This is a genomic window from Pseudoalteromonas sp. 20-92 (assembly GCF_030847595.1).
Taxonomy (GTDB): Bacteria; Pseudomonadota; Gammaproteobacteria; order Enterobacterales; family Alteromonadaceae; genus Pseudoalteromonas; species Pseudoalteromonas fuliginea.
Genome location: NZ_JANJGQ010000028.1, coordinates 1 through 20,566, shown reverse-complemented (window position 1 = coordinate 20,566; position 20,566 = coordinate 1). Strand labels below are relative to the sequence as shown.

Annotated in this window: 20 protein-coding genes; all 20 read left to right on the top strand. The window is 38.9% G+C overall.

Going from position 1 to position 20,566, the window contains the following annotated elements; translation table 11 throughout:
* Nucleotides 1–441 precede the first annotated feature (441 nt).
* Entirely contained in the window at nt 442–576 is a 135-nt protein-coding gene (rpmH, locus tag NRL14_RS18255; RefSeq protein WP_004335215.1) for a 50S ribosomal protein L34, read from the top strand.
* Between the two features lie 7 nt (nt 577–583).
* Nucleotides 584–1,006 carry a ribonuclease P protein component gene (gene rnpA, locus NRL14_RS18250; RefSeq protein WP_033031124.1) on the top strand — a complete coding sequence of 141 codons (423 nt, stop codon included), beginning with the start codon at nt 584–586 and terminating at the stop codon, nt 1,004–1,006.
* A 129-nt stretch (nt 1,007–1,135) separates the two neighbouring features.
* Nucleotides 1,136–1,411, top strand: a complete 276-nt coding sequence (gene yidD, locus NRL14_RS18245) for a membrane protein insertion efficiency factor YidD (protein WP_008138026.1) — start codon at nt 1,136–1,138, stop codon at nt 1,409–1,411.
* 8 nt (nt 1,412–1,419) lie between these two features.
* Nucleotides 1,420–3,054: a membrane protein insertase YidC gene (gene yidC / locus NRL14_RS18240; protein ID WP_007377654.1), complete on the top strand. Its 1,635-nt coding sequence runs from the start codon at nt 1,420–1,422 to the stop codon at nt 3,052–3,054.
* A gap of 396 nt (nt 3,055–3,450) precedes the next feature.
* On the top strand, nt 3,451–4,815 hold the full coding sequence (gene mnmE, locus NRL14_RS18235) for a tRNA uridine-5-carboxymethylaminomethyl(34) synthesis GTPase MnmE (protein WP_007377655.1): 1,365 nt from the start codon (nt 3,451–3,453) through the stop codon (nt 4,813–4,815).
* A gap of 1,104 nt (nt 4,816–5,919) precedes the next feature.
* Complete coding sequence (gene mioC, locus NRL14_RS18230) at nt 5,920–6,369, top strand: FMN-binding protein MioC (protein WP_007377656.1); 450 nt, start codon at nt 5,920–5,922, stop codon at nt 6,367–6,369.
* 428 nt (nt 6,370–6,797) lie between these two features.
* Nucleotides 6,798–8,687: a tRNA uridine-5-carboxymethylaminomethyl(34) synthesis enzyme MnmG gene (gene mnmG / locus NRL14_RS18225; RefSeq protein WP_007377657.1), complete on the top strand. Its 1,890-nt coding sequence runs from the start codon at nt 6,798–6,800 to the stop codon at nt 8,685–8,687.
* Nucleotides 8,688–8,702: 15 nt separating this feature from the next.
* Nucleotides 8,703–9,323 carry a 16S rRNA (guanine(527)-N(7))-methyltransferase RsmG gene (gene rsmG, locus NRL14_RS18220; RefSeq protein WP_007377658.1) on the top strand — a complete coding sequence of 207 codons (621 nt, stop codon included), beginning with the start codon at nt 8,703–8,705 and terminating at the stop codon, nt 9,321–9,323.
* A 14-nt stretch (nt 9,324–9,337) separates the two neighbouring features.
* Nucleotides 9,338–10,123: a ParA family protein gene (locus NRL14_RS18215; protein WP_007377659.1), complete on the top strand. Its 786-nt coding sequence runs from the start codon at nt 9,338–9,340 to the stop codon at nt 10,121–10,123.
* Between the two features lie 20 nt (nt 10,124–10,143).
* Nucleotides 10,144–11,070, top strand: coding sequence for a ParB/RepB/Spo0J family partition protein (locus tag NRL14_RS18210; RefSeq protein WP_007377660.1), 927 nt, complete (start codon nt 10,144–10,146; stop codon nt 11,068–11,070).
* A gap of 142 nt (nt 11,071–11,212) precedes the next feature.
* Complete coding sequence (locus NRL14_RS18205) at nt 11,213–11,593, top strand: ATP synthase subunit I (protein WP_306725313.1); 381 nt, start codon at nt 11,213–11,215, stop codon at nt 11,591–11,593.
* 15 nt (nt 11,594–11,608) lie between these two features.
* Nucleotides 11,609–12,466, top strand: a complete 858-nt coding sequence (gene atpB, locus NRL14_RS18200; protein WP_024597178.1) for a F0F1 ATP synthase subunit A — start codon at nt 11,609–11,611, stop codon at nt 12,464–12,466.
* A gap of 56 nt (nt 12,467–12,522) precedes the next feature.
* A complete protein-coding gene (atpE, locus tag NRL14_RS18195) occupies nt 12,523–12,756 on the top strand; it encodes a F0F1 ATP synthase subunit C (RefSeq protein ID WP_004335261.1) in 234 nt (77 codons plus the stop codon).
* 41 nt (nt 12,757–12,797) lie between these two features.
* The gene (gene atpF / locus NRL14_RS18190) at nt 12,798–13,268 is read left to right on the top strand and encodes a F0F1 ATP synthase subunit B (protein WP_004335264.1); all 471 of its coding nucleotides are present in this window, start codon (nt 12,798–12,800) and stop codon (nt 13,266–13,268) included.
* Nucleotides 13,269–13,284: 16 nt separating this feature from the next.
* Nucleotides 13,285–13,818 carry a F0F1 ATP synthase subunit delta gene (gene atpH / locus NRL14_RS18185; protein WP_007377663.1) on the top strand — a complete coding sequence of 178 codons (534 nt, stop codon included), beginning with the start codon at nt 13,285–13,287 and terminating at the stop codon, nt 13,816–13,818.
* Nucleotides 13,819–13,832: 14 nt separating this feature from the next.
* A complete protein-coding gene (gene atpA, locus NRL14_RS18180; RefSeq protein ID WP_306725312.1) occupies nt 13,833–15,374 on the top strand; it encodes a F0F1 ATP synthase subunit alpha in 1,542 nt (513 codons plus the stop codon).
* Nucleotides 15,375–15,434: 60 nt separating this feature from the next.
* Nucleotides 15,435–16,295: a F0F1 ATP synthase subunit gamma gene (gene atpG / locus NRL14_RS18175; RefSeq protein ID WP_182673049.1), complete on the top strand. Its 861-nt coding sequence runs from the start codon at nt 15,435–15,437 to the stop codon at nt 16,293–16,295.
* A gap of 33 nt (nt 16,296–16,328) precedes the next feature.
* Complete coding sequence (atpD, locus tag NRL14_RS18170) at nt 16,329–17,714, top strand: F0F1 ATP synthase subunit beta (RefSeq protein ID WP_007377665.1); 1,386 nt, start codon at nt 16,329–16,331, stop codon at nt 17,712–17,714.
* 13 nt (nt 17,715–17,727) lie between these two features.
* Complete coding sequence (locus NRL14_RS18165; protein WP_007377666.1) at nt 17,728–18,150, top strand: F0F1 ATP synthase subunit epsilon; 423 nt, start codon at nt 17,728–17,730, stop codon at nt 18,148–18,150.
* Nucleotides 18,151–18,314: 164 nt separating this feature from the next.
* Nucleotides 18,315–20,438 carry a winged helix-turn-helix domain-containing protein gene (locus tag NRL14_RS18160; RefSeq protein ID WP_306725311.1) on the top strand — a complete coding sequence of 708 codons (2,124 nt, stop codon included), beginning with the start codon at nt 18,315–18,317 and terminating at the stop codon, nt 20,436–20,438.
* Nucleotides 20,439–20,566 lie beyond the last annotated feature (128 nt).

The window sequence follows — 20,566 nt, the reverse complement described above, 5'->3', positions numbered from 1 at the left end:
ATAGCCAAATAAGTGGCCCAAGGCCGCGTATTATGAAGACACTTTATCCACAAGTAAAAGATTGATTTTTATAAAATTGTTGATATCGCTGTATAAAAACATTAACAGACTGATTTAAATAAGCTTTTATTTCAAAGCCTGATGACAGATCATAACAAAATAACACTAAGATCGCGAACCAATTTTACGATCCATTTTACTTTTCCCCTGCTTTTATTCACTTTTTATACAGGGGCTGTGGAAAACTTCTTATTTATGATGATCCTAGTGGATCATAATTCTCGATCACCATAAATAGAGTAACTAACACTTAGTATAGGCTGTAATTATGATTGACTTTGAGTCACTTCATCTATAATATCTCGCGCTCGCAATGGCACCTATGCCAGGATCGCGACCTGTATAGGATGTTTTAACTTTAACCGATCGGATGAGATTGTTATGAAAAGAACTTTTCAACCTAGCGTTTTAAAACGCAAACGTGCACACGGCTTCCGTGCTCGCATGGCAACTGTAAATGGCCGTAAAGTATTAGCACGTCGCCGCGCTAAAGGCCGCAAAGTTCTTTCTGCTTAATTTATAAGTGGAAGACTTTAGCTTTGGCAGGGAGTTACGTCTGTTAACTCCCTCGCATTACTCTCGCATATTTAATGAACCCGCTCGGGCTGCAACTCCTTTCTTTACTCTATTAGCTAAACCAAATAACCAAGATAAACCTAGGTTAGGACTTACTGTTGCTAAAAAACGTGTAAAAAAGGCATGCCAACGAAACCGTATTAAACGTCTCGCTCGCGAAAGTTTTCGTTTAAATCAACACAGCATCGATAATATTGATATTGTGCTTATGGTTAAAAATGGTATTGATGAGCAGTCTAATGAAGAAATAACCAAACAACTTACTAAGTTATGGCGAAAAATTAACGAACGCTGTAAACCAGGTGCACCTAAACCGCCACCTTTTAAGAAACGCCCAAACAAATCAGCTAAATCTAATAAACAAACCTAATTGCAATAGAATTGCAGGGTTAATTAATGTATCTTTAGCTCACCTTTTAATCATGCATTTAAAATTTCTAATTGAGTCTTTAAATACATGATATCTATCTCACTAAACTTAAGTAGGGGCATAAACATCATGAGGTTACTTAAACCACTTGTTGCTTTACCAACTTTTTGTTTAGTGTTATTTATCCGCGGTTATCAAAAGTGGATTAGCCCGCTGTTAGGTCCGCATTGTCGTTTTAATCCAACCTGTTCTAGTTATGCTATTCAAGCAATTAAATTGCATGGATCGGTAAAAGGTAGTTGGTTAGCTTTGAAACGCATATTAAAATGCCATCCTTTACATTCAGGTGGAGACGACCCCGTCCCTGAAAAATTAACCCATATTAACCACCAACACGAGAAATAAGAGCTGTTATGGAATCGCAACGCACGTTTTTATTAATTGGCCTAATGCTAGTGTCGTTTTTATTGTTCCAAGAATGGGACAATGATTACAACAAGCCTAAAGTCGATCCAAGTGCCACAACACAAACACTAAAAGCAAATTCACCAGAGTCGGATGATTATATTCCTTCATCGTCAGATTCAGAATTACCTACTTCAGCAACTTTAGCTAAACGTTCAGTTATTGAAATCACAACTGACGTTTTTAAAGTTAAAATTGACACCAAAGGCGGTGACATTGTTGAAACAGACCTTCTTCAATACGAAGACACCAAAGGAAGTAACACTCCTTTTATGTTGCTTGGTGAGTTTGATGGCAAACAATACTTTTCACAAAGTGGCTTAATTGGCTTAAATGGCCCTGACGCATCAGCTAACGGTCGCCCTACTTACAATACCGAACAAAAGTCATATACCTTAACGGGTGATGAGCTTCGCGTTCCACTTCAGTTTACAGATCGTAATGGTGTTAGTTTTACTAAAACGTATGTATTCAAAAAAGGTCAGTATGACGTAGGCTTAGAATACAAAATTAACAACACCACCAGCGCACCTCTTCAAGTACAGCTATACACGCAGATTAAGCGTACCGTACAAGAAAAAGGCAGCATGGTTGATCAAAACTATTTAGGTGCTGCATACGGTACTGACGAAGAACCATACGAAAAGTATAGTTTTTCAGATATGGCTGATAAAAACCTAAACAAAAACACCCAAGGTGGTTATGTTGCCTTTATTCAACATTACTTTGTAAGTGCTTGGGTTCCAATGCAGGATCAATCAAATACAATTTATAGCTTAATTACAAAAAGTAATGCCGCTATTATTGGTGCTAAAGATGAAGCTGTTAATATTCAAGCTGGTAGTGAGCAAACACTAACTGCTATTTATTACATGGGCCCGAAAGAATCGGATATTCTTGAAGCGATTCACCCAGACCTAGATTTAACTGTAGATTACGGTTGGTTATGGTTTATTTCGCAACCTTTATTTGTATTGCTAAAATGGCTACATAGCATTTTAGGTAACTGGGGTGTAGCAATTATTGCCATCACTATTATCGTTAAATCGTTAATGTACCCACTTACTAAAGCGCAATACACTTCAATGGCAAAAATGCGTGCCCTACAACCTAAAATGGCAGCCCTTAAAGAAAAGTTTGGTGATGACCGTCAAAAGTTCGGCCAAGCAACTATGGAAATGTACAAAAAAGAAAAAGTTAACCCTATGGGTGGCTGTTTCCCTATTTTGCTACAAATGCCAATTTTCTTAGCATTGTTCTACGTATTCTTAGAGTCAACTGAACTTCGCCACGCTGAATTCATTTTTTGGTTAACTGACCTTTCTGCGAAAGACCCATACTACGTATTACCAATATTATTTGGTGCGAGTATGTTTGTGACGCAAAAGCTACAACCTATGACGGTTACTGATCCAATGCAGCAAAAAATGATGACCTTTATGCCGGTTATCTTCTCTGTATTTTTCTTATGGTTCCCATCGGGTTTAGTTCTTTACTGGTTAGTGTCTAACCTTATTTCTATTGTCCAGATGTTAATCATCTACCGTGGCATGGAAAAGAAAGGAATTAAAGTAAGAGGCTAATTGCCTATACCCAAGCCACATCGAGATGCAAAATTCAGCGTTTCACAGGGGCTTAAGATCAAGGCGTTACTTTGCAAGAATGGCAGTCCCTTTTAAAAAGTAACAACGATGAAATTAAGTACCTGTGAAACGCCCAAAGGGTTGGTTTAAAAGCGATTTATACTGCGTTATTGATTTTAACAATAGAACCACTATTATTCTCAATCAATGCCTTGCCTAAATAGCTTTTAACTCCAACTGAAACTCGCATCTTGAGATGGCTTGGGTATATTACTTATATAAAGGCGACTTCGGTCGCCTTTTTTATTGCCTGTTTTTCACCAGAGTATTCGCGAGTGTTTATTTCATAGGTTACAATACCGCCATAAAGTTACTCATCGTTGGCAAATTAATAGCATGATCAATCAAGATACAATTGCAGCACAAGCAACCGCTCCCGGACGTGGTGGCGTTGGTATAATTCGCGTTTCAGGCAGCCTTGCTAAAAGCGTTGCCGAAAAAGTGGTAGGTAAAATTCCTAAAGTTCGCTACGCCGATTACGTGCCATTTAAAAGCCTAGCTGGCGAGCAACTTGATCAAGGTATTGCCATTTACTTTGCAGGTCCTAACTCATTTACAGGCGAAGATGTGCTTGAGCTACAAGGCCATGGTGGTCCTGTAGTACTTGATATGCTACTTAAAGAAATTAGTAAAATCGAGGGCGTTCGTTTAGCAAAGCCAGGTGAGTTTTCTGAGCGTGCATTTATGAACGACAAGCTTGATTTAACACAAGCAGAAGCCATCGCCGACTTAATTAATGCTACGAGCGAGCAAGCAGCTAAAAGCGCCTTACAGTCTCTCCAAGGTGAATTTTCTAAGCACATAGAAACACTCGTTGAAAAAGTAATTCACTTACGTATGTACGTAGAAGCGGCAATAGACTTTCCTGATGAAGAAATTGATTTTTTATCTGACGGTAAAGTGTCAGGCGACTTAGACGCCATTATTACCCAGCTTAATACCGTAACCAACCAAGCAAAACAAGGTAGCATCATGCGCGAAGGTATGCGTGTTGTTATTGCTGGTCGCCCAAATGCGGGTAAATCAAGCCTACTCAACGCTCTAGCTGGTCGTGAAGCCGCAATCGTAACAGAAATAGCCGGTACCACTCGCGACGTACTACGAGAGCATATACATATAGATGGTATGCCACTGCATATTATAGATACCGCAGGCCTGCGCGAAAGCCCAGACAGAGTAGAACAAATAGGCATTGAGCGTGCATGGGATGAAATAAACCAAGCCGATCGCGTTTTATTTATGCTTGATGGCACCGATACTACAGATACCGACCCACACAAAATTTGGCCTGAGTTTATGGCAAAATTACCAGAAGGTATGGGCGTGACAGTCATCAGAAACAAGGCCGATTTGTCGGGCGATATTGTCGGTATGGAGCAAGAGCAACAATACCCGGTCATCAGCTTAAGTGCCAAAAATGCTGACGGTATTGAACTTGTTCGCGAGCATTTAAAAGCCTGTATAGGTTTTCAGGGCGCAACTGAAGGCGGCTTTATGGCGCGCCGTCGTCATCTAGATGCACTGGAAAGTGCTGCTCATCATTTAGATACCGGTAAGACACAATTAGAAATGCACATTGCCGGTGAAATACTGGCTGAAGAACTGCGTTTAACACAGCAGTATTTGAATGAAATAACCGGTGAATTTACCTCTGACGATTTACTAGGAAAGATATTTAGCTCGTTTTGTATTGGTAAATAAACACCTTATTACAAGCATATTCTTATTATAAAGAGCACTCAGGTGCTCTTTTTCATATAAAAATTAGGCTTTAAAATATGCTATTTATACGTCTAATACCTGAGAGTTACAGTCGATAAATCATATTCAAAGCTACCTTAGTTACGTGCTAAGAGAGGTCTGATTACGTAGATTAAACAATGTGGAATATACTCTTTAGAGGCATTAATAGCGTAAATTACACCTATTATTAATACAAAACCGATACATTCTTCAAACAATAACACACTTTTAAAGCGTTATACTTCATACAAAAAGTAGTTATAAATGGCTTTCTAATACTTACTTTAGCCCACAAAAATGCACTAAAACACACCTCATACACGCAAAGAATGATGCTTTTTGCTCAATTAAAGAGCTAAAAAACACTGGTTAATGCTCTAAAAAGCTTACTTTTTAAATATATGATTTGATGATCACTGTGATTATTTAAATAAAAAGCTCAACAGTTAAGTATTAAAAAGTTTTGATCTGCTAACTCAACCAGCAAAATATATAAAAATAACGACTCTAAACCTACATTAAATTTAAAAAACCTCGATCACTTATCCACAATGCCAGCTTTTTTGATCAAACAAATACCAAAAACAGGTAAATAAGCTGAAAAAACCTCACTATTTATTAATATTTATCCGTTTATGAGCTTATTTTTAATTAATTTCATTAGATCTGCTTTATTAGATCATTTTAAAAATTTATTTTAGATCTAAATTTGAGGTTATCAACAGGCTTTATATCCACATTATGATCAACATCTACTTTTAATATATAAATTACTATTTCAACTTTTTACTGATTAGAAATATCAATAACTTAGCGGATATAAAACAACCTAATAAGCCTACTTAAGCAGAGCTTTCCCCACTGTTATCAACAACTTGATCAGAAGATTACATTTAAAGATAATTTGTTAAACCCTATATTATCAACAAGTTAAAGAAACACTTTTGAATGAGTGTAAAATTACTGCAAAAATAGTTATACAAAATGGCACTCTTAACTTTACTGTTACCCTCACTCAGTTATCATAGTCAGCAATTAAAACAAATGTGATCACTAATATTCATGAGTTCAGTAAATCTTATTGTTGGCAGCCAAATGGGATCAGCCGAGTATGTTGCAGAGCAACTAAGCGACGCGCTAAATAACCTTGGTATTACTACACAACTACATGATCAACCTGAATTTAGCGATATTGATCAGCAAAATACCATTTGGCTAATTTGCACATCTACTTATGGCGCAGGTGATTACCCTGAAAACTTTATTAGCTTTGTTGAAGATGTAACTCAAGCTAATGATTTATCTCAATTAAAATACTCAGTAATAGCTTTAGGTGATACCAGTTATGACACTTACAACCAGGCTGGACGTAATATAGATGCCTTATTAGCTCAAAAAGGCGCTATAAAAGTAGCAGAACGCTTAGAGCTTAATATTCTCGATGAAGCACTACCAGAGGACACCGCATTAGCATGGTTAGACTCTTGGATAACCAAAACAGGCTTAAAATAGAGAGATCAAGTAAAAAGTTATATATAAAGTTACCCACAATTTACTAATGATTTAATAGATTTTGTGGATAAAGATTGAATAAACTGCTTTTTAAAGCATGCTTATCCATGGGATAAGATCCAACTGATTCAGCCCTGTGCATAAGGTGCCTTTTTGATCAGAGCTTATTTGCTGGATGATCCGATCATATTAACACCTTTAGATCTGATCTAATTTCATGTTTTAAATGAAGATCTAAACCTTATCAACAGAAAAGTCGATCAGTAGTAGTAATAGTAATAAAAGATCTCTTTAAAAGATCCTTTATATTATTAGAGATCACATACTTAGATCTTGCCCTTTGTTTAATCATTTATCTTCTGCCAATTTCTAGGTAGAATACGCTCCCTTTTGAAGTTTACCGGTTTGATTTAAGTAGGATCCCATTAATGATTTTTCACGAAAATTTTGACGTTATCGTAGTAGGTGGTGGACATGCTGGCACTGAAGCCGCATTAGCAGCTGCCCGTATGGGGATGAATACCCTGCTACTGACTCACAATATGGATACCCTTGGTCAAATGTCTTGTAACCCAGCGATTGGTGGGATAGGCAAAGGTCATTTGGTAAAAGAAATTGACGCGCTTGGTGGTGCAATGGCACAGGCCATTGATAAAGGCGGGATCCAATTTCGTACACTAAATTCTTCAAAAGGACCTGCTGTTCGTGCAACTCGAGCACAAGCAGATCGCGCCTTGTACAAAGCGGCTATTCAAACAACATTGCAAAATCAAGATAATCTTAAAATTTTTCAACAATCGTGTGATGATCTTATTGTTGAAAACGATCGTGTTACTGGCGTAGTAACTCAAATGGGTTTGCGTTTTAGTGCACCAAGTGTTGTTTTAACCGTGGGTACTTTTTTAGGTGGCTTAATCCATATAGGGTTAGAAAATTACAAAGGCGGCCGTGCAGGCGATCCTCCTTCAATCGCTTTAGCTGATCGCTTACGTGAACATCCATTTAGAGTTGATCGTTTAAAAACAGGTACACCGCCACGTATTGATGCACGTACTGTTGATTTTACAAAAATGGAAGCACAGCCTGGTGATACACCAACACCTGTGTTTTCGTTTATGGGTAAACAATCAGATCACCCACAACAGATACCGTGTTACATCACTTACACAAACGAAAAAACACATGATGTTATTCGTAAAAACCTACATCGCTCACCTATGTACTCAGGTGTTATTGAAGGTATTGGTCCTCGCTACTGCCCTTCAATTGAAGATAAAATTGTTCGTTTTGCAGATAAAGATAAACATCAAATATTTGTTGAGCCTGAAGGTTTAACATCATACGAATTATATCCAAATGGTATTTCGACTAGTTTACCGTTTGATGTACAACTTGAGATTGTGCAATCTATTTCTGGTTTTGAAAATGCACATATTTGTCGACCAGGTTATGCAATAGAATATGACTACTTTGATCCACGTGATTTAAAACAGTCTTTAGAAACTAAATTTATTGAAGGCTTATTTTTCGCGGGTCAAATTAACGGTACTACCGGCTATGAAGAAGCAGGTGCACAAGGCTTAATTGCAGGTATGAATGCTGCGCTAAAAGTGCAAGGCAAAGATTCTTGGACACCACGTCGTGATGAAGCTTATGTTGGTGTATTAATCGACGACTTAGCAACACTGGGTACAAAAGAACCCTACCGTATGTTTACCAGCCGTGCTGAATATCGTTTATTACTTCGTGAAGATAATGCTGATATTCGTTTAACAGAAAAAGGCCGTGAGCTTGGTTTAGTTAATGACGAACGCTGGCAGGCATTTAACGAAAAAATGGAAGTAATCGAAAAAGAGAAACAACGCATTAAAGATACATGGATCCACAAAGATCATGCCGTTGTAGATCAAGTAAACGCATTACTTAAAACCCCGCTTACGCGTGAAGCAAGCTTGGAAGAATTACTTCGCCGTCCGGAGATTCGTTACAACGATCTGATGGCTATTGACGGATTGGGATCTGAATTCACAAATAAAGCAGCACTCGAGCAAGTTGAGATCCATACTAAGTACGCAGGTTATATTGCGCGCCAACAAGATGAAATCAATAAACAGCTTCGTCATGAGCAAACAATTTTACCAAAAGAGTTTGATTACAAAACCGTATCTGGTTTATCAAATGAGGTAGTTGCTAAGCTTATTGAGTCACGTCCTGACACGATTGGTCAAGCATCGCGTATTTCTGGTATCACCCCTGCGGCGATTTCGCTATTATTGGTGTATCTGAAGAAGCAAGGCTTATTACGCAAATCTGCGTAACGATAAGGGGACATAGTGTTACAGCAACAATTAACTACATTGTTAGCGCAAACTGATATTGCGCTAACAGAAAAACAACAGCAACAGCTAGTCCGTTACGTTGAGTTATTAAATAAGTGGAATAAAGCTTATAACTTAACTTCAGTACGTTTACCTGAAGAAATGATGATTAAGCATATTATGGACAGTTTAGTTGTTGCGCCTCATTTACCCGGACATCATTATATTGATGTAGGTACAGGCCCTGGCTTACCGGGTATCGTGTTGGCAATTGCATTACCAAATACACATTTTGTGCTATTAGATAGTTTAGGTAAACGTGTGCGATTTTTAATGCATGTTAAACATGAACTAGGTCTTGATAATGTAACCCCTGTGCAGTCTAGAGTTGAAGAATATCAACCAAGTGTTAAATTAGACGGCGTACTCAGTCGCGCATTTGCTTCATTACAAGATATGGTTGACTGGTGTTCGCACTTAATTGATCATTCGGGTAAATTTATAGCACTTAAAGGCGTGTTCCCTAGCGAAGAGCTAGAGTCATTACCTGCAGGCGTCAAGTTTGAGCAAAAAATTGCATTAGAAGTGCCTAAGTTAGATGCACAACGACATTTAATTATTCTTTCTAAAGACTAGGGATCAGAGACACTGTGGCAAAAGTCATCGCATTAGCAAATCAAAAAGGTGGAGTGGGTAAAACTACAACCGCTGTTAATCTCGCTGCGTCTATGGCTGCAACGAAACGTAAAGTGCTGTTAATTGATCTCGATCCGCAAGGTAATGCGACTATGGGGAGTGGCGTAGATAAGTACGGCGATGTGCCAACTATTTACGACTTACTTATTGAAGATAAACCAATAGAAGACGTTATCATCAAAGAAACGTCTGGCGAATACCATATGATTGCTGCAAACGGTGATGTAACCGCTGCAGAAGTTAAACTCATGGAATTATTTGCCCGTGAGGTGCGTTTACGTAACGCGCTTGAAAAAATTCAGGACCAGTACGAATTTATTTTTATAGACTGTCCGCCTTCTTTAAACATGTTAACTGTTAATGCTATGGCTGCGGCTGATTCTATTTTGGTACCAATGCAGTGTGAGTATTATGCACTTGAAGGGTTAACCGCATTAATGGATACGATTACGCAGCTTGCTAGATTAGTGAATCCGAGCTTACAAATTGAAGGCATACTTCGTACTATGTATGACCCGCGTAACCGTTTGGCAAATGATGTATCAGAACAATTAAAACAACATTTTGGCGATAAAGTATACCGTACGGTGATCCCACGTAATGTTCGCTTAGCCGAAGCACCTAGTTTTGGTGCTCCAGCTATGTATTATGACCGGGCATCAAGTGGCGCTAAAGCGTATTTAGCACTCGCTGGTGAAATGTTACGCAGAAAAGAAAAAACAGCGTCCGTTGTCGCCTAACTTTGAGGTAAAAAAATAACATGTCTGCTAAAAAACGAGGTTTAGGCCGAGGACTCGATGCACTTTTAAGTTCGTCAAAGCCTGCACCGAGCGCAAGCAAGGAACAAGACACATCAAACGTGACTGAAGCTGTAAAAAATGCAGCTGGGCCAAATAACAGTGAATTACAAAAACTTCCAATAGAGTTTTTACACTCTGGTAAATACCAACCTCGTAAAGACATGTCTGAAGAGGCGCTAGAAGAGCTTGCTAGTTCTATTCGCTCACAAGGTATTATTCAACCTATTGTTGTGCGCCCTATTGCACATAATAGCTTTGAAATTATAGCGGGTGAGCGTCGTTGGCGCGCAGCGCAAATAGCTAAGCTTGAAACAGTACCTTGTATTATTAAAGATGTACCCGATGAAGCTGCCGTTGCGATTGCGCTGATAGAAAATATTCAGCGTGAAGATTTAAATGCCATGGAAGAAGCGGTTGCACTTAATCGTTTACTAATAGAATTTGAATTAACGCATCAACAAGTAGCTGATGCGGTAGGTAAATCACGTACGACTGTAACTAATTTACTGCGTTTAAATAACTTAAATAACGATGTGAAGATTTTGTTAGAGCATGGCGATATTGAAATGGGCCATGCTCGTTGCCTGTTAGCCCTTGAAGGCGAAGCGCAGTCAGATGCTGCTCGTTTAGCTGTCGCTAAAGCACTAACAGTTCGAGAAACCGAAAAATTAGTTCGCTCAATTTTAGAACCAGTGCCAGCTAAAGAAATAACCGAAAAAGATCCAGATGTTAAGCAATTAGAACAACAACTTGCTGAAAACCTAGGTGCCAAAGTTGAAATAAATTACAATAAAAAAGGCAAAGGTAAGCTTGTTATTTCTTATACTAATTTGGATGAACTTGACGGCATTTTAAATCGCATTAATCAAGACAATACCCACCATTAGTTTTCTACATGTCTAAAAAGAGACATTTGTAGCTATTTCGTGTTACAAACCGTCTACTCAAGTTGCAAAACTGGCAGGATTAAGTATAATTTCGCCAGTTTTCACACCCTAACAATTAGAACGCAATAAAGGTTAACTAAACGTGACTGATAAGTTAGCGAGTCCATATAGACTTGCCGTATTAAAGTTAATTTGCCTTCAGGGTGTTGTAGCATTAGTTGCTGCTGTAATTATTTTTTTTAGTTCGGGAGCCAGTGCTTCGCTTTCATCACTCGCTGGTGGATTTGTCGCAGTACTTCCGCACTTTGTATTTGCACTTTATGCATTTAGGTATATGGGTGCAAGTCGAGCAAATCAAGCGTATGCCTCGTTGAAACGCGGCAACGGATTAAAATTTATGCTAACAATTGTATTGTTTGCGCTAGTACTGAAGCTTTTTCCGGTAATTTTATTACCCTTTTTTAGTACTTATATACTGGCACTCTTTACTGGATTGTTCGCACCCGTTTTTTTTAAACATTAACTTTTGGGATATAACATGGCAGCAGAAGAAGTTACTCTATCTGGCCATATCCAGCACCATTTGACCAATGCTAAGATGTGCTCGACCGATACAGGTCTCGCCTTCAATAAAGCATGTACGGACAGTGGATTCTGGACATGGCATATAGATACCCTCGCATGGTCTATCGGTTTAGGTCTTATATTTTTATGGATCTTTCGTAGTGCCGCTAAAAAATCAACACTAGGTGTACCTGGAAAATTTCAATGTTTCATTGAAATGGTAGTAGAGTTTGTTGGTGACAACGTACGTGATACTTTCCATGGTAAAAGCAAGCTTATTGCACCATTAGCATTAACAATATTCGTTTGGATATTTTTAATGAACTTAATGGATTTAATACCGGTTGACTTTTTACCTGCATTAGCTGGTTTTGTTGGTGAAACTGCGTTTGGTATGGATTCACACGATGTGTACATGAAAATTGTACCAACGACTGACATTAATATGACTGCGGCGCTAGCGCTTGGCGTATTTATTTTAATGATAGGCTACTCAATTAAAATAAAAGGCATCGGTGGTTTTATTAAAGAACTAACACTTCACCCGTTTAGTTCAAATAATACTGCACTACAAATCCTTTTAATCCCGTTTAACTTATTACTTGAACTGATTGCGCTGGTTTCTAAACCGTTTTCATTAGCGCTACGTTTGTTTGGTAACTTATATGCAGGTGAATTGATTTTCATCTTGATCGGCGCTATCGGATTTATGCAATTACCATTGCATTTTGTTTGGGCTGTATTCCACATCTTAGTAATTGTATTGCAAGCATTCGTATTTATGATGCTAACAATCGTATACCTAAGTATGGCAAGCTCAGATAATCACTAATTTTTATAACCTTTAATATTTAACTTTAATTTACAATTGAAACTTTGGAGAAAAAAATGGAACTAGTATTAGGTCTTAAGTATATCGCAGTAGCTTTACTAATCGGCTTTGGTGCAATCGGCACAGCAATCGGTTTTGGTAACATGGGCGGTAAATTCCTTGAAGCATGTGCGCGTCAACCTGAGCTTGCACCATCGCTACAAGTTAAGATGTTTATTCTTGCTGGTCTAATCGATGCTGTAGCAATGATTGGTGTTGGTATCGCTATGGTATTGTTGTTCGTACTTTAATTTTATTTTTTGAACAGCTTACTATTTAAGGAGGAGCGGTTGTGAATTTAAACGCCACTCTTATCGGTGAATTGATTGCGTTTACGGTGTTCGTATTATTTTGTATGAAATACGTATGGCCACCACTAAACGGTGCAATTGAAGCTCGCCAGAAAAAAATCGAAGATGGTTTAGCTGCCTCTGATAGAGCCGAAAAAGACTTAGAACTTGCGCAAAAGAAAGCTGCTGAACAGCTTAAAGATGCAAAAGCTCAAGCGGCTGATATCATTGATCAAGCTAAAAAGCGTGCAGTGCTAATTGTTGACGAAGAAACACTTCGTGGTCAGCAAGAGCGTGAAAGTATCATTGCTCAAGGGCACTCTGAAGTTGAGTCTGAACGTAATCGCATAACAGAAGAGCTACGTAAACAAGTAGCAACTCTGGCAGTGATTGGTGCAGAACGTATTTTAGAGCGTGAAATTAATCAAGCCGCACATAGTGACATCGTTGAAAAACTTGTCGCTGAGCTGTAATTAGGAGGGTATGAGCATGTCTAATTTGACTACTATCGCTCGCCCATACGCTAAAGCGGCTTTTGAACTTGCCGTTGAGAAAGGCACTCTAGAAAGCTGGAATGATATGTTGTTCTTTGCAGGCCACGTAGCCAGCAATGAACAAGCATCATCCGCTTTAGCAGGTATGCCTACAGCTACTGCACAAGCTGAATTATTTATTCAACTTTGTGCTGAGCAGCTCAACGAACAAGGTCAGAACCTAGTTAAGGTGATGGCTGAAAATGGACGTTTGACAGCTCTACCTGAAGTTGCACAGTTATTTGCTGAATTTAAAGCACAATACGATAAAGAAATCGAAGTAGATGTGATTTCTGCAACTCCTCTTGTTGCTGCGCAACAAGAGTCATTGGTAGCGGCACTTGAAAAACGTTTCGCACGCAAAGTTAAGCTGAATTGTAGTGAAGACGCGTCAGTGGTTGGTGGGCTTATTATTAGGTCTGGCGACACTGTAATCGACGGTACTATTCGCGGTAAATTAAGCCGCTTAGCTACAACACTACAATCGTAATTGGGAAAAAGAGCATGCAACTTAATTCCACTGAAATTTCAGATCTGATCAAACAACGTATTGAGAAGTTCGAAGTTGTAAGTGAAGCTCGTAACGAAGGTACTATTGTATCTGTTACTGACGGTATCATCCGCATCCACGGTCTTGCTGACTGTATGCAAGGTGAAATGATTGAGCTTCCTGGCAGCCGTTATGCTATCGCACTAAACCTTGAGCGCGACTCAATTGGTGCAGTAGTAATGGGTCCGTACGCTGACCTTACTGAAGGCGTAAAAGTATATACAACTGGTCGTATTTTAGAAGTTCCTGTTGGTCCTGGTCTACTTGGTCGTGTTGTAAACACACTAGGTGCTCCAATCGATGGTAAAGGCGCTTTAGATAACGACGGGTTTGAACCTGTAGAAAAAATTGCACCAGGTGTAATCGAGCGTAAATCAGTAGATGAGCCAGTTCAAACTGGTTATAAATCTATCGATGCGATGATTCCAGTTGGTCGTGGTCAACGTGAACTTATCATCGGTGACCGTCAAACAGGTAAAACTGCACTAGCAATCGATGCAATCATCAATCAAAAAGACACAGGCGTTAAGTGTGTGTACGTTGCGATTGGTCAAAAAGCATCTACTATTGCAAACGTAGTTCGTAAATTAGAAGAGCATGGTGCACTAGCAAATACTATCGTAGTTGTTGCATCTGCTTCTGAATCTGCGGCACTTCAGTACTTAGCTCCGTTTGCGGGCTGTACTATGGGTGAATACTTCCGTGACCGTGGTGAAAACGCATTAATCGTATATGATGATTTGTCTAAGCAAGCAGTTGCTTACCGTCAAATTTCATTACTACTTAAGCGTCCACCAGGCCGTGAAGCATACCCAGGTGACGTATTCTACCTTCACTCTCGTCTTTTAGAGCGTGCATCGCGTGTAAACGCAGATTACGTTGAAAAGTTCACTAATGGTGAAGTGAAAGGTAAAACTGGTTCATTGACGGCATTGCCAATCATTGAAACTCAAGGCGGCGACGTTTCTGCGTTCGTACCGACTAACGTTATCTCTATCACCGATGGTCAGATCTTCTTAGAAACTGACTTATTCAACTCAGGTATCCGTCCGGCAGTAAATGCTGGTATCTCGGTATCGCGTGTTGGTGGTGCTGCACAAACTAAAATCGTTAAGAAACTAGGTGGCGGTATTCGTCTAGCCCTAGCTCAGTACCGTGAATTAGCTGCGTTCTCGCAGTTCGCGTCTGACCTTGATGATGCTACTCGTGCTCAACTTGAGCATGGTGAGCGTGTAACAGAGCTAATGAAGCAGAAACAGTACGCGCCAATGTCTGTTGCTGAAATGTCTTTGTCGTTATTTGCTGCTGAAAAAGGCTTCCTTCAAGACATCGAAATCGCGAAAATCGGTGACTTTGAAGCAGCTTTACTTTCTTATGCAACTAACACATACGCAGAGCTTGTGGCTCAAATCAATGAAACTGGTAACTTGAATGCCGAGATCGAAGCGCAGCTTAAAGAACTTCTTACGAAGTTCAAGTCTACGCAAACTTGGTAATTTAGTTATTAATGGTGCGCTTTAGGAAACTAAAGCACACCTTGATTCGGAGAGAGAGTCATGGCCAGCGGAAAAGAGATTAAAAGCAAGATCGGGAGTATTAAAAATACTCAAAAGATCACTAGCGCAATGGAAATGGTTGCTGCGTCTAAAATGAAAAGGGCGCAAGAACGCGTTGCTTCAAGCCGTCCATACGCTAATAAATTACGTGAAGTAATTGGTCGTGTTGCTCAAGCAAATCTTGATTTTACTCACCCGTTCTTAAAAGAACGTGAAGTGAAACGAGTTGGTTATATTGTTATCTCTACAGACCGTGGTCTGTGTGGCGGTTTAAACTCAAACGAGTTTAAGAAAGTTGCACTTGATGTTAAAGCGTGGAAAGAGAAAGGTGTTGATGCTGAATTTGCTACTTTAGGTAGTAAGGCAGCTGGCTTCTTTCAACGTTTTGGTGGTCAACTACTCGCTAAAAAAGCGGGCCTAGGAGATAAACCTTCAGTACAAGACGTTATTGGTCCTGTAAAAGTTATGCTTGATGCATTTTCTGAAGGCAAAATAGACCGTTTATTCTTGGTATATAACAAATTCGTTAATACCATGAAGCAAGAGCCAATTATAGATCAGTTACTCCCTTTGCCAAAAGCTGAAGAAGAAGTATCTGCTCACACATGGGATTACTTATACGAGCCAAACCCAGAGGCTATTTTAGAGTCTTTGTTAGTACGCTTTATTGAGTCTCAAGCATACCAAGGTGTGGTAGAAAATGCTGCCTCAGAACAGGCTGCTCGTATGGTTGCAATGAAAGCTGCAACTGATAACGCAGGTGACCTTATGGACGAGCTACAGCTTGTTTATAACAAGGCTCGCCAAGCAGCAATCACACAAGAAATTAGTGAGATTTGTTCTGGCTCAGCAGCAGTTTAATGCTTCGGGTAAAGATTAACGAGAGGAATAGACATGAGTTTAGGTAAGGTCGTCCAAATTATCGGCGCCGTTGTGGATATTGAATTTCCACAAGATAGCGTGCCAGCGGTATACCACGCACTAAGAGTAACAGATGGCGATTTAGCTGGTTTGACTTTAGAAGTTCAACAACAGCTAGGTGGCGGTGTAGTGCGTACTATCGCTATGGGTACTACTGATGGTTTACGTCGTAGTGCTTTAGTTATGAATACAGGTGAATCGATTCAAGTTCCAGTTGGTAAAGCAACACTTGGTCGTATCATGAACGTACTTGGTGAGCCAATCGATGAAGCGGGTCCAATCGGCGAAGAAGACCGTATGTCTATTCACCGTGCAGCGCCTTCATACGAAGAGCAATCAAGTTCAGTTGAGCTTTTAGAAACTGGTATCAAGGTTATCGACCTTGTATGTCCGTTTGCTAAAGGTGGTAAAGTTGGTTTATTCGGTGGTGCCGGTGTTGGTAAAACTGTAAACATGATGGAACTTATCCGTAACATCGCAATCGAGCACAGCGGCTACTCAGTATTCGCAGGTGTTGGTGAGCGTACACGTGAGGGTAACGATTTCTACCATGAGATGAACGATTCAAACGTACTTGATAAAGTATCGCTTGTATACGGTCAGATGAACGAGCCTCCAGGTAACCGTTTACGCGTAGCGTTAACAGGTCTTACTATGGCTGAAAAGTTCCGTGATGAAGGTCGCGATGTACTTTTCTTCGTAGATAATATCTACCGTTATACACTTGCTGGTACAGAAGTATCTGCACTTCTTGGTCGTATGCCATCAGCGGTAGGCTACCAGCCTACACTTGCTGAAGAAATGGGTGTGCTTCAAGAGCGTATCGCTTCAACTAAGACTGGTTCAATTACATCAATCCAAGCGGTATACGTACCTGCGGATGATTTAACGGATCCATCTCCAGCAACGACCTTTGCTCACTTAGACGCAACAGTAGTACTTTCACGTGATATCGCATCACTTGGTATCTACCCAGCGGTAGACCCACTTGATTCATCTTCGCGTCAACTTGACCCACAAGTAATTGGTCAAGAGCACTACGATACAGCACGTGGCGTTCAAACAGTTCTTCAGCGTTATAAAGAACTTAAAGACATCATTGCAATCCTAGGTATGGACGAGCTTTCTGACGAAGATAAGCAACTTGTATCTCGTGCACGTAAAATCCAACGTTTCCTATCTCAGCCATTCTTCGTGGCAGAGGTGTTTACAGGCGCGTCTGGTAAATACGTATCACTAAAAGATACAATTGCTGGCTTTAAAGGCATCTTAAACGGTGAATTTGATGATATGCCAGAGCAAGCGTTCTACATGGTTGGCTCTATCGAAGAAGCTCAAGAAAAAGCCAAAGGCATGTAACTAGGAGGGTAGTATGACAGCTATGACTGTACATCTTGACGTAGTAAGCGCTGAGCAGAGTTTGTTCTCTGGTCTTGTTGAATCGATTCAAGTATCTGGTAGTGAAGGCGAGCTGGGTGTAAACCTAGGCCATGCTCCATTACTAACTGCCCTTAAACCTGGTATGGTACGTTTAGTTAAGCAATTTGGTCACGAAGATGTGATATATGTTGCTGGCGGTACATTAGAAGTTCAACCAAATCACATCACGATTCTTGCAGATACAGCGGTTCGTGGTGAAGATTTAGATGAAGATTCTGTACAAAAAGCTAAACGTGAAGCTGAAGAACATATGGCGAATTCGTCAGCTGTTGAGTTTGATTATCAACAAGCGGCAACGCGACTGGCAGAAGCAGTTGCTCAGTTACGCGTAATTCAGCAATTACGTCACAAGTAAGCCTATCCGGTTTTAAAAAGCCCACTTTATGTGGGCTTTTTTGTGACTGTTCAGATGACATTACTTTATATAGCTGTTAATCTCTCGTTAATGTTTTCCCATTTGAAACAGTTTAAACATTTTTTATTCTCAAGCTGTGATATGGATGTTGGGTTATAACAATTATGAAAGAAGTAAATTTCCCCCGTAGTGTCAAAGAAATCAAGTTTGGTGCGTGGAGCCTTAATCCAAAACTTCAAATAATTTCTGATGGTGAAGTAGAAAGAGAATTGGAGCCTCTTCTTTTTAAAATCTTATGTTATTTGATCATAAATAAAGACGAGATTATTACGCGTCAAGATCTTGTTGATGATGTTTGGTGCCAACACTATGTTGATGACAACGCAATTAACCGAGCAATGTCAGAACTTAGAAAAGTCCTAAAATCTGAAATTCAACGCGGTTTAGTAGTAAAAACACACTACAGAAAGGGCTATAGTTTTTTTTTAGAGCCGGAAGTTATTTACTATGAAGACGAATCTTTGGCTTTGGGCCAAGTTAGCGCATTAAAAGAAACACCTAATAAAAAACAAAAAAAGTTAATAGTGCTAATAGCCATGTTAATTTTAGGATTTTTTAGTAGTATCTACATGCTTCAAAGCATACTAAATCAAAATGGCAATAAACAAAAAGATACGTTATCAAAGGTTGAAACAAAAAGCTCAAAGATTGTAGAGAAAAAATTTAACGAAGAAACGCTTTCTTGGCTACAGGGAGTGTATAGTCGAATGATACTTTCCCCAGACAGCTCAACTGTCGCACTTTCATTCCTTGAAGAAGATCAATCATATTCAGCACTTTTATTAAAAAACTTAAATACCGGGCAAGAGAGAAAAATCTCAGAAGTAAACGCTAATATATTCCCAGCAGGTTGGTCAATTGATAGCGAACGTGCAATTTATAGTTTAGAAACTGAAGGTAAATGTGAGCTGTGGGAGGTTGGTTTAACAGGTAATGCTGATAGTAAATTTTTATTCGAGTGTGAGCCTTCGCATCAAGTAAACGCTTTAAGTTTAGCTAACAACTCTTATATTTACTCAAAATATGGTTACAGGAAGCGTTCAGAATTGTCAGCCCTTGTTAATCGAAACTTAAGCACTGGTGATGAGTTTCAAATAAGTTCGCCAAACTTAAATTCGTATGGAGATAAGCTTCTCTACTTTATAAAAAGTAAAAACAAAATTATATTTGAAAGACACCAATTTAATTCTAGTGAATTATATATGACGGATTTGGAAGGTGGCGCACAAATAAAACTATACGAGACTAAGAGTAGAATATGGTCAATTAATTACCAAAATGAAACAGATTCATTGTTGTGGTATGACAATAAAGAAGAGATTTTTTACGAATACTCATTAAGAAATAATCGTTTAGAAAGTAAGACAAAGGTGGATAGTGAAAGTGTTTACTCAGTAACCTATCCAATTGATAATAAAAATATTTTAGGGCTTACTTACCCTTTTTCTCATAATATTTACAGGTTCGATTTAACTTCTAAAAACTTTGAACGTGTATCAAAGCTAGAAAGTGGCTTTGCAAATATAGTTGGAGAAAATGTTGTTTTTTTAAGTAGGGATGGGGGATTAATTAAGTTAAATACAGTATTCAAAGACGGTAAGGTCACGTCTAAAAAGGTAAATTTAAGATATAAGGACTTTAAAATATCTTCTGATTCCCAAGAAGCCCTTGGTATTAATAAAAATGAAATAGAAATACTCAGATATGAAGATTTATCGGTTAAAGATGTCATTACGCCAAAAGGTAATTTAATCTCGGTTAATTATTTGCAAGAAAATAATATTGGCTATATTGTACAAGGTGAAATTACTACGAATAGTACTGCTTATATTTTTAACAGGAGCAACTCTAATAGTATATTGTTGCCAGTAAAAAATGCGGTGTGGTTTGGCCAGTTACTTGATAATAAACTCGTTTTTTTGAATAATCTAGATATGTTGATATTTTTCGATTTATCTACAGGGGAGCAAACAAAAGGTTTTAAAGTTAAACAATCAGCTTATAAACACTCTTTATCAATAAGTCAAAATAAACTTTATCACTCAACGGGGAAAGCTGTTTACGAATATGATTTTTCTGAAGGCATTAAAGTTATTCCTAAAAAAGTATATGAAGTTAATAAGACCGAAGAACTCATTTTAAATGTTAATTCTTCGAGTACAGTAAATACCCTATCATTAGAAGTATCAGAGTTAGTGAATAATGAACTTGTGAGGTTATCACTATAGAAAAAATAAATTACTGTTTTGTAAGGTGAGCGCTATATATCAAAATTAGTACCAGGGCAAGAGCATGAAAAAAGTCTATGCGTTCAGTACCTTTTCAAGGTAGGCTGTACTGCGCATAGCTTTTTTCT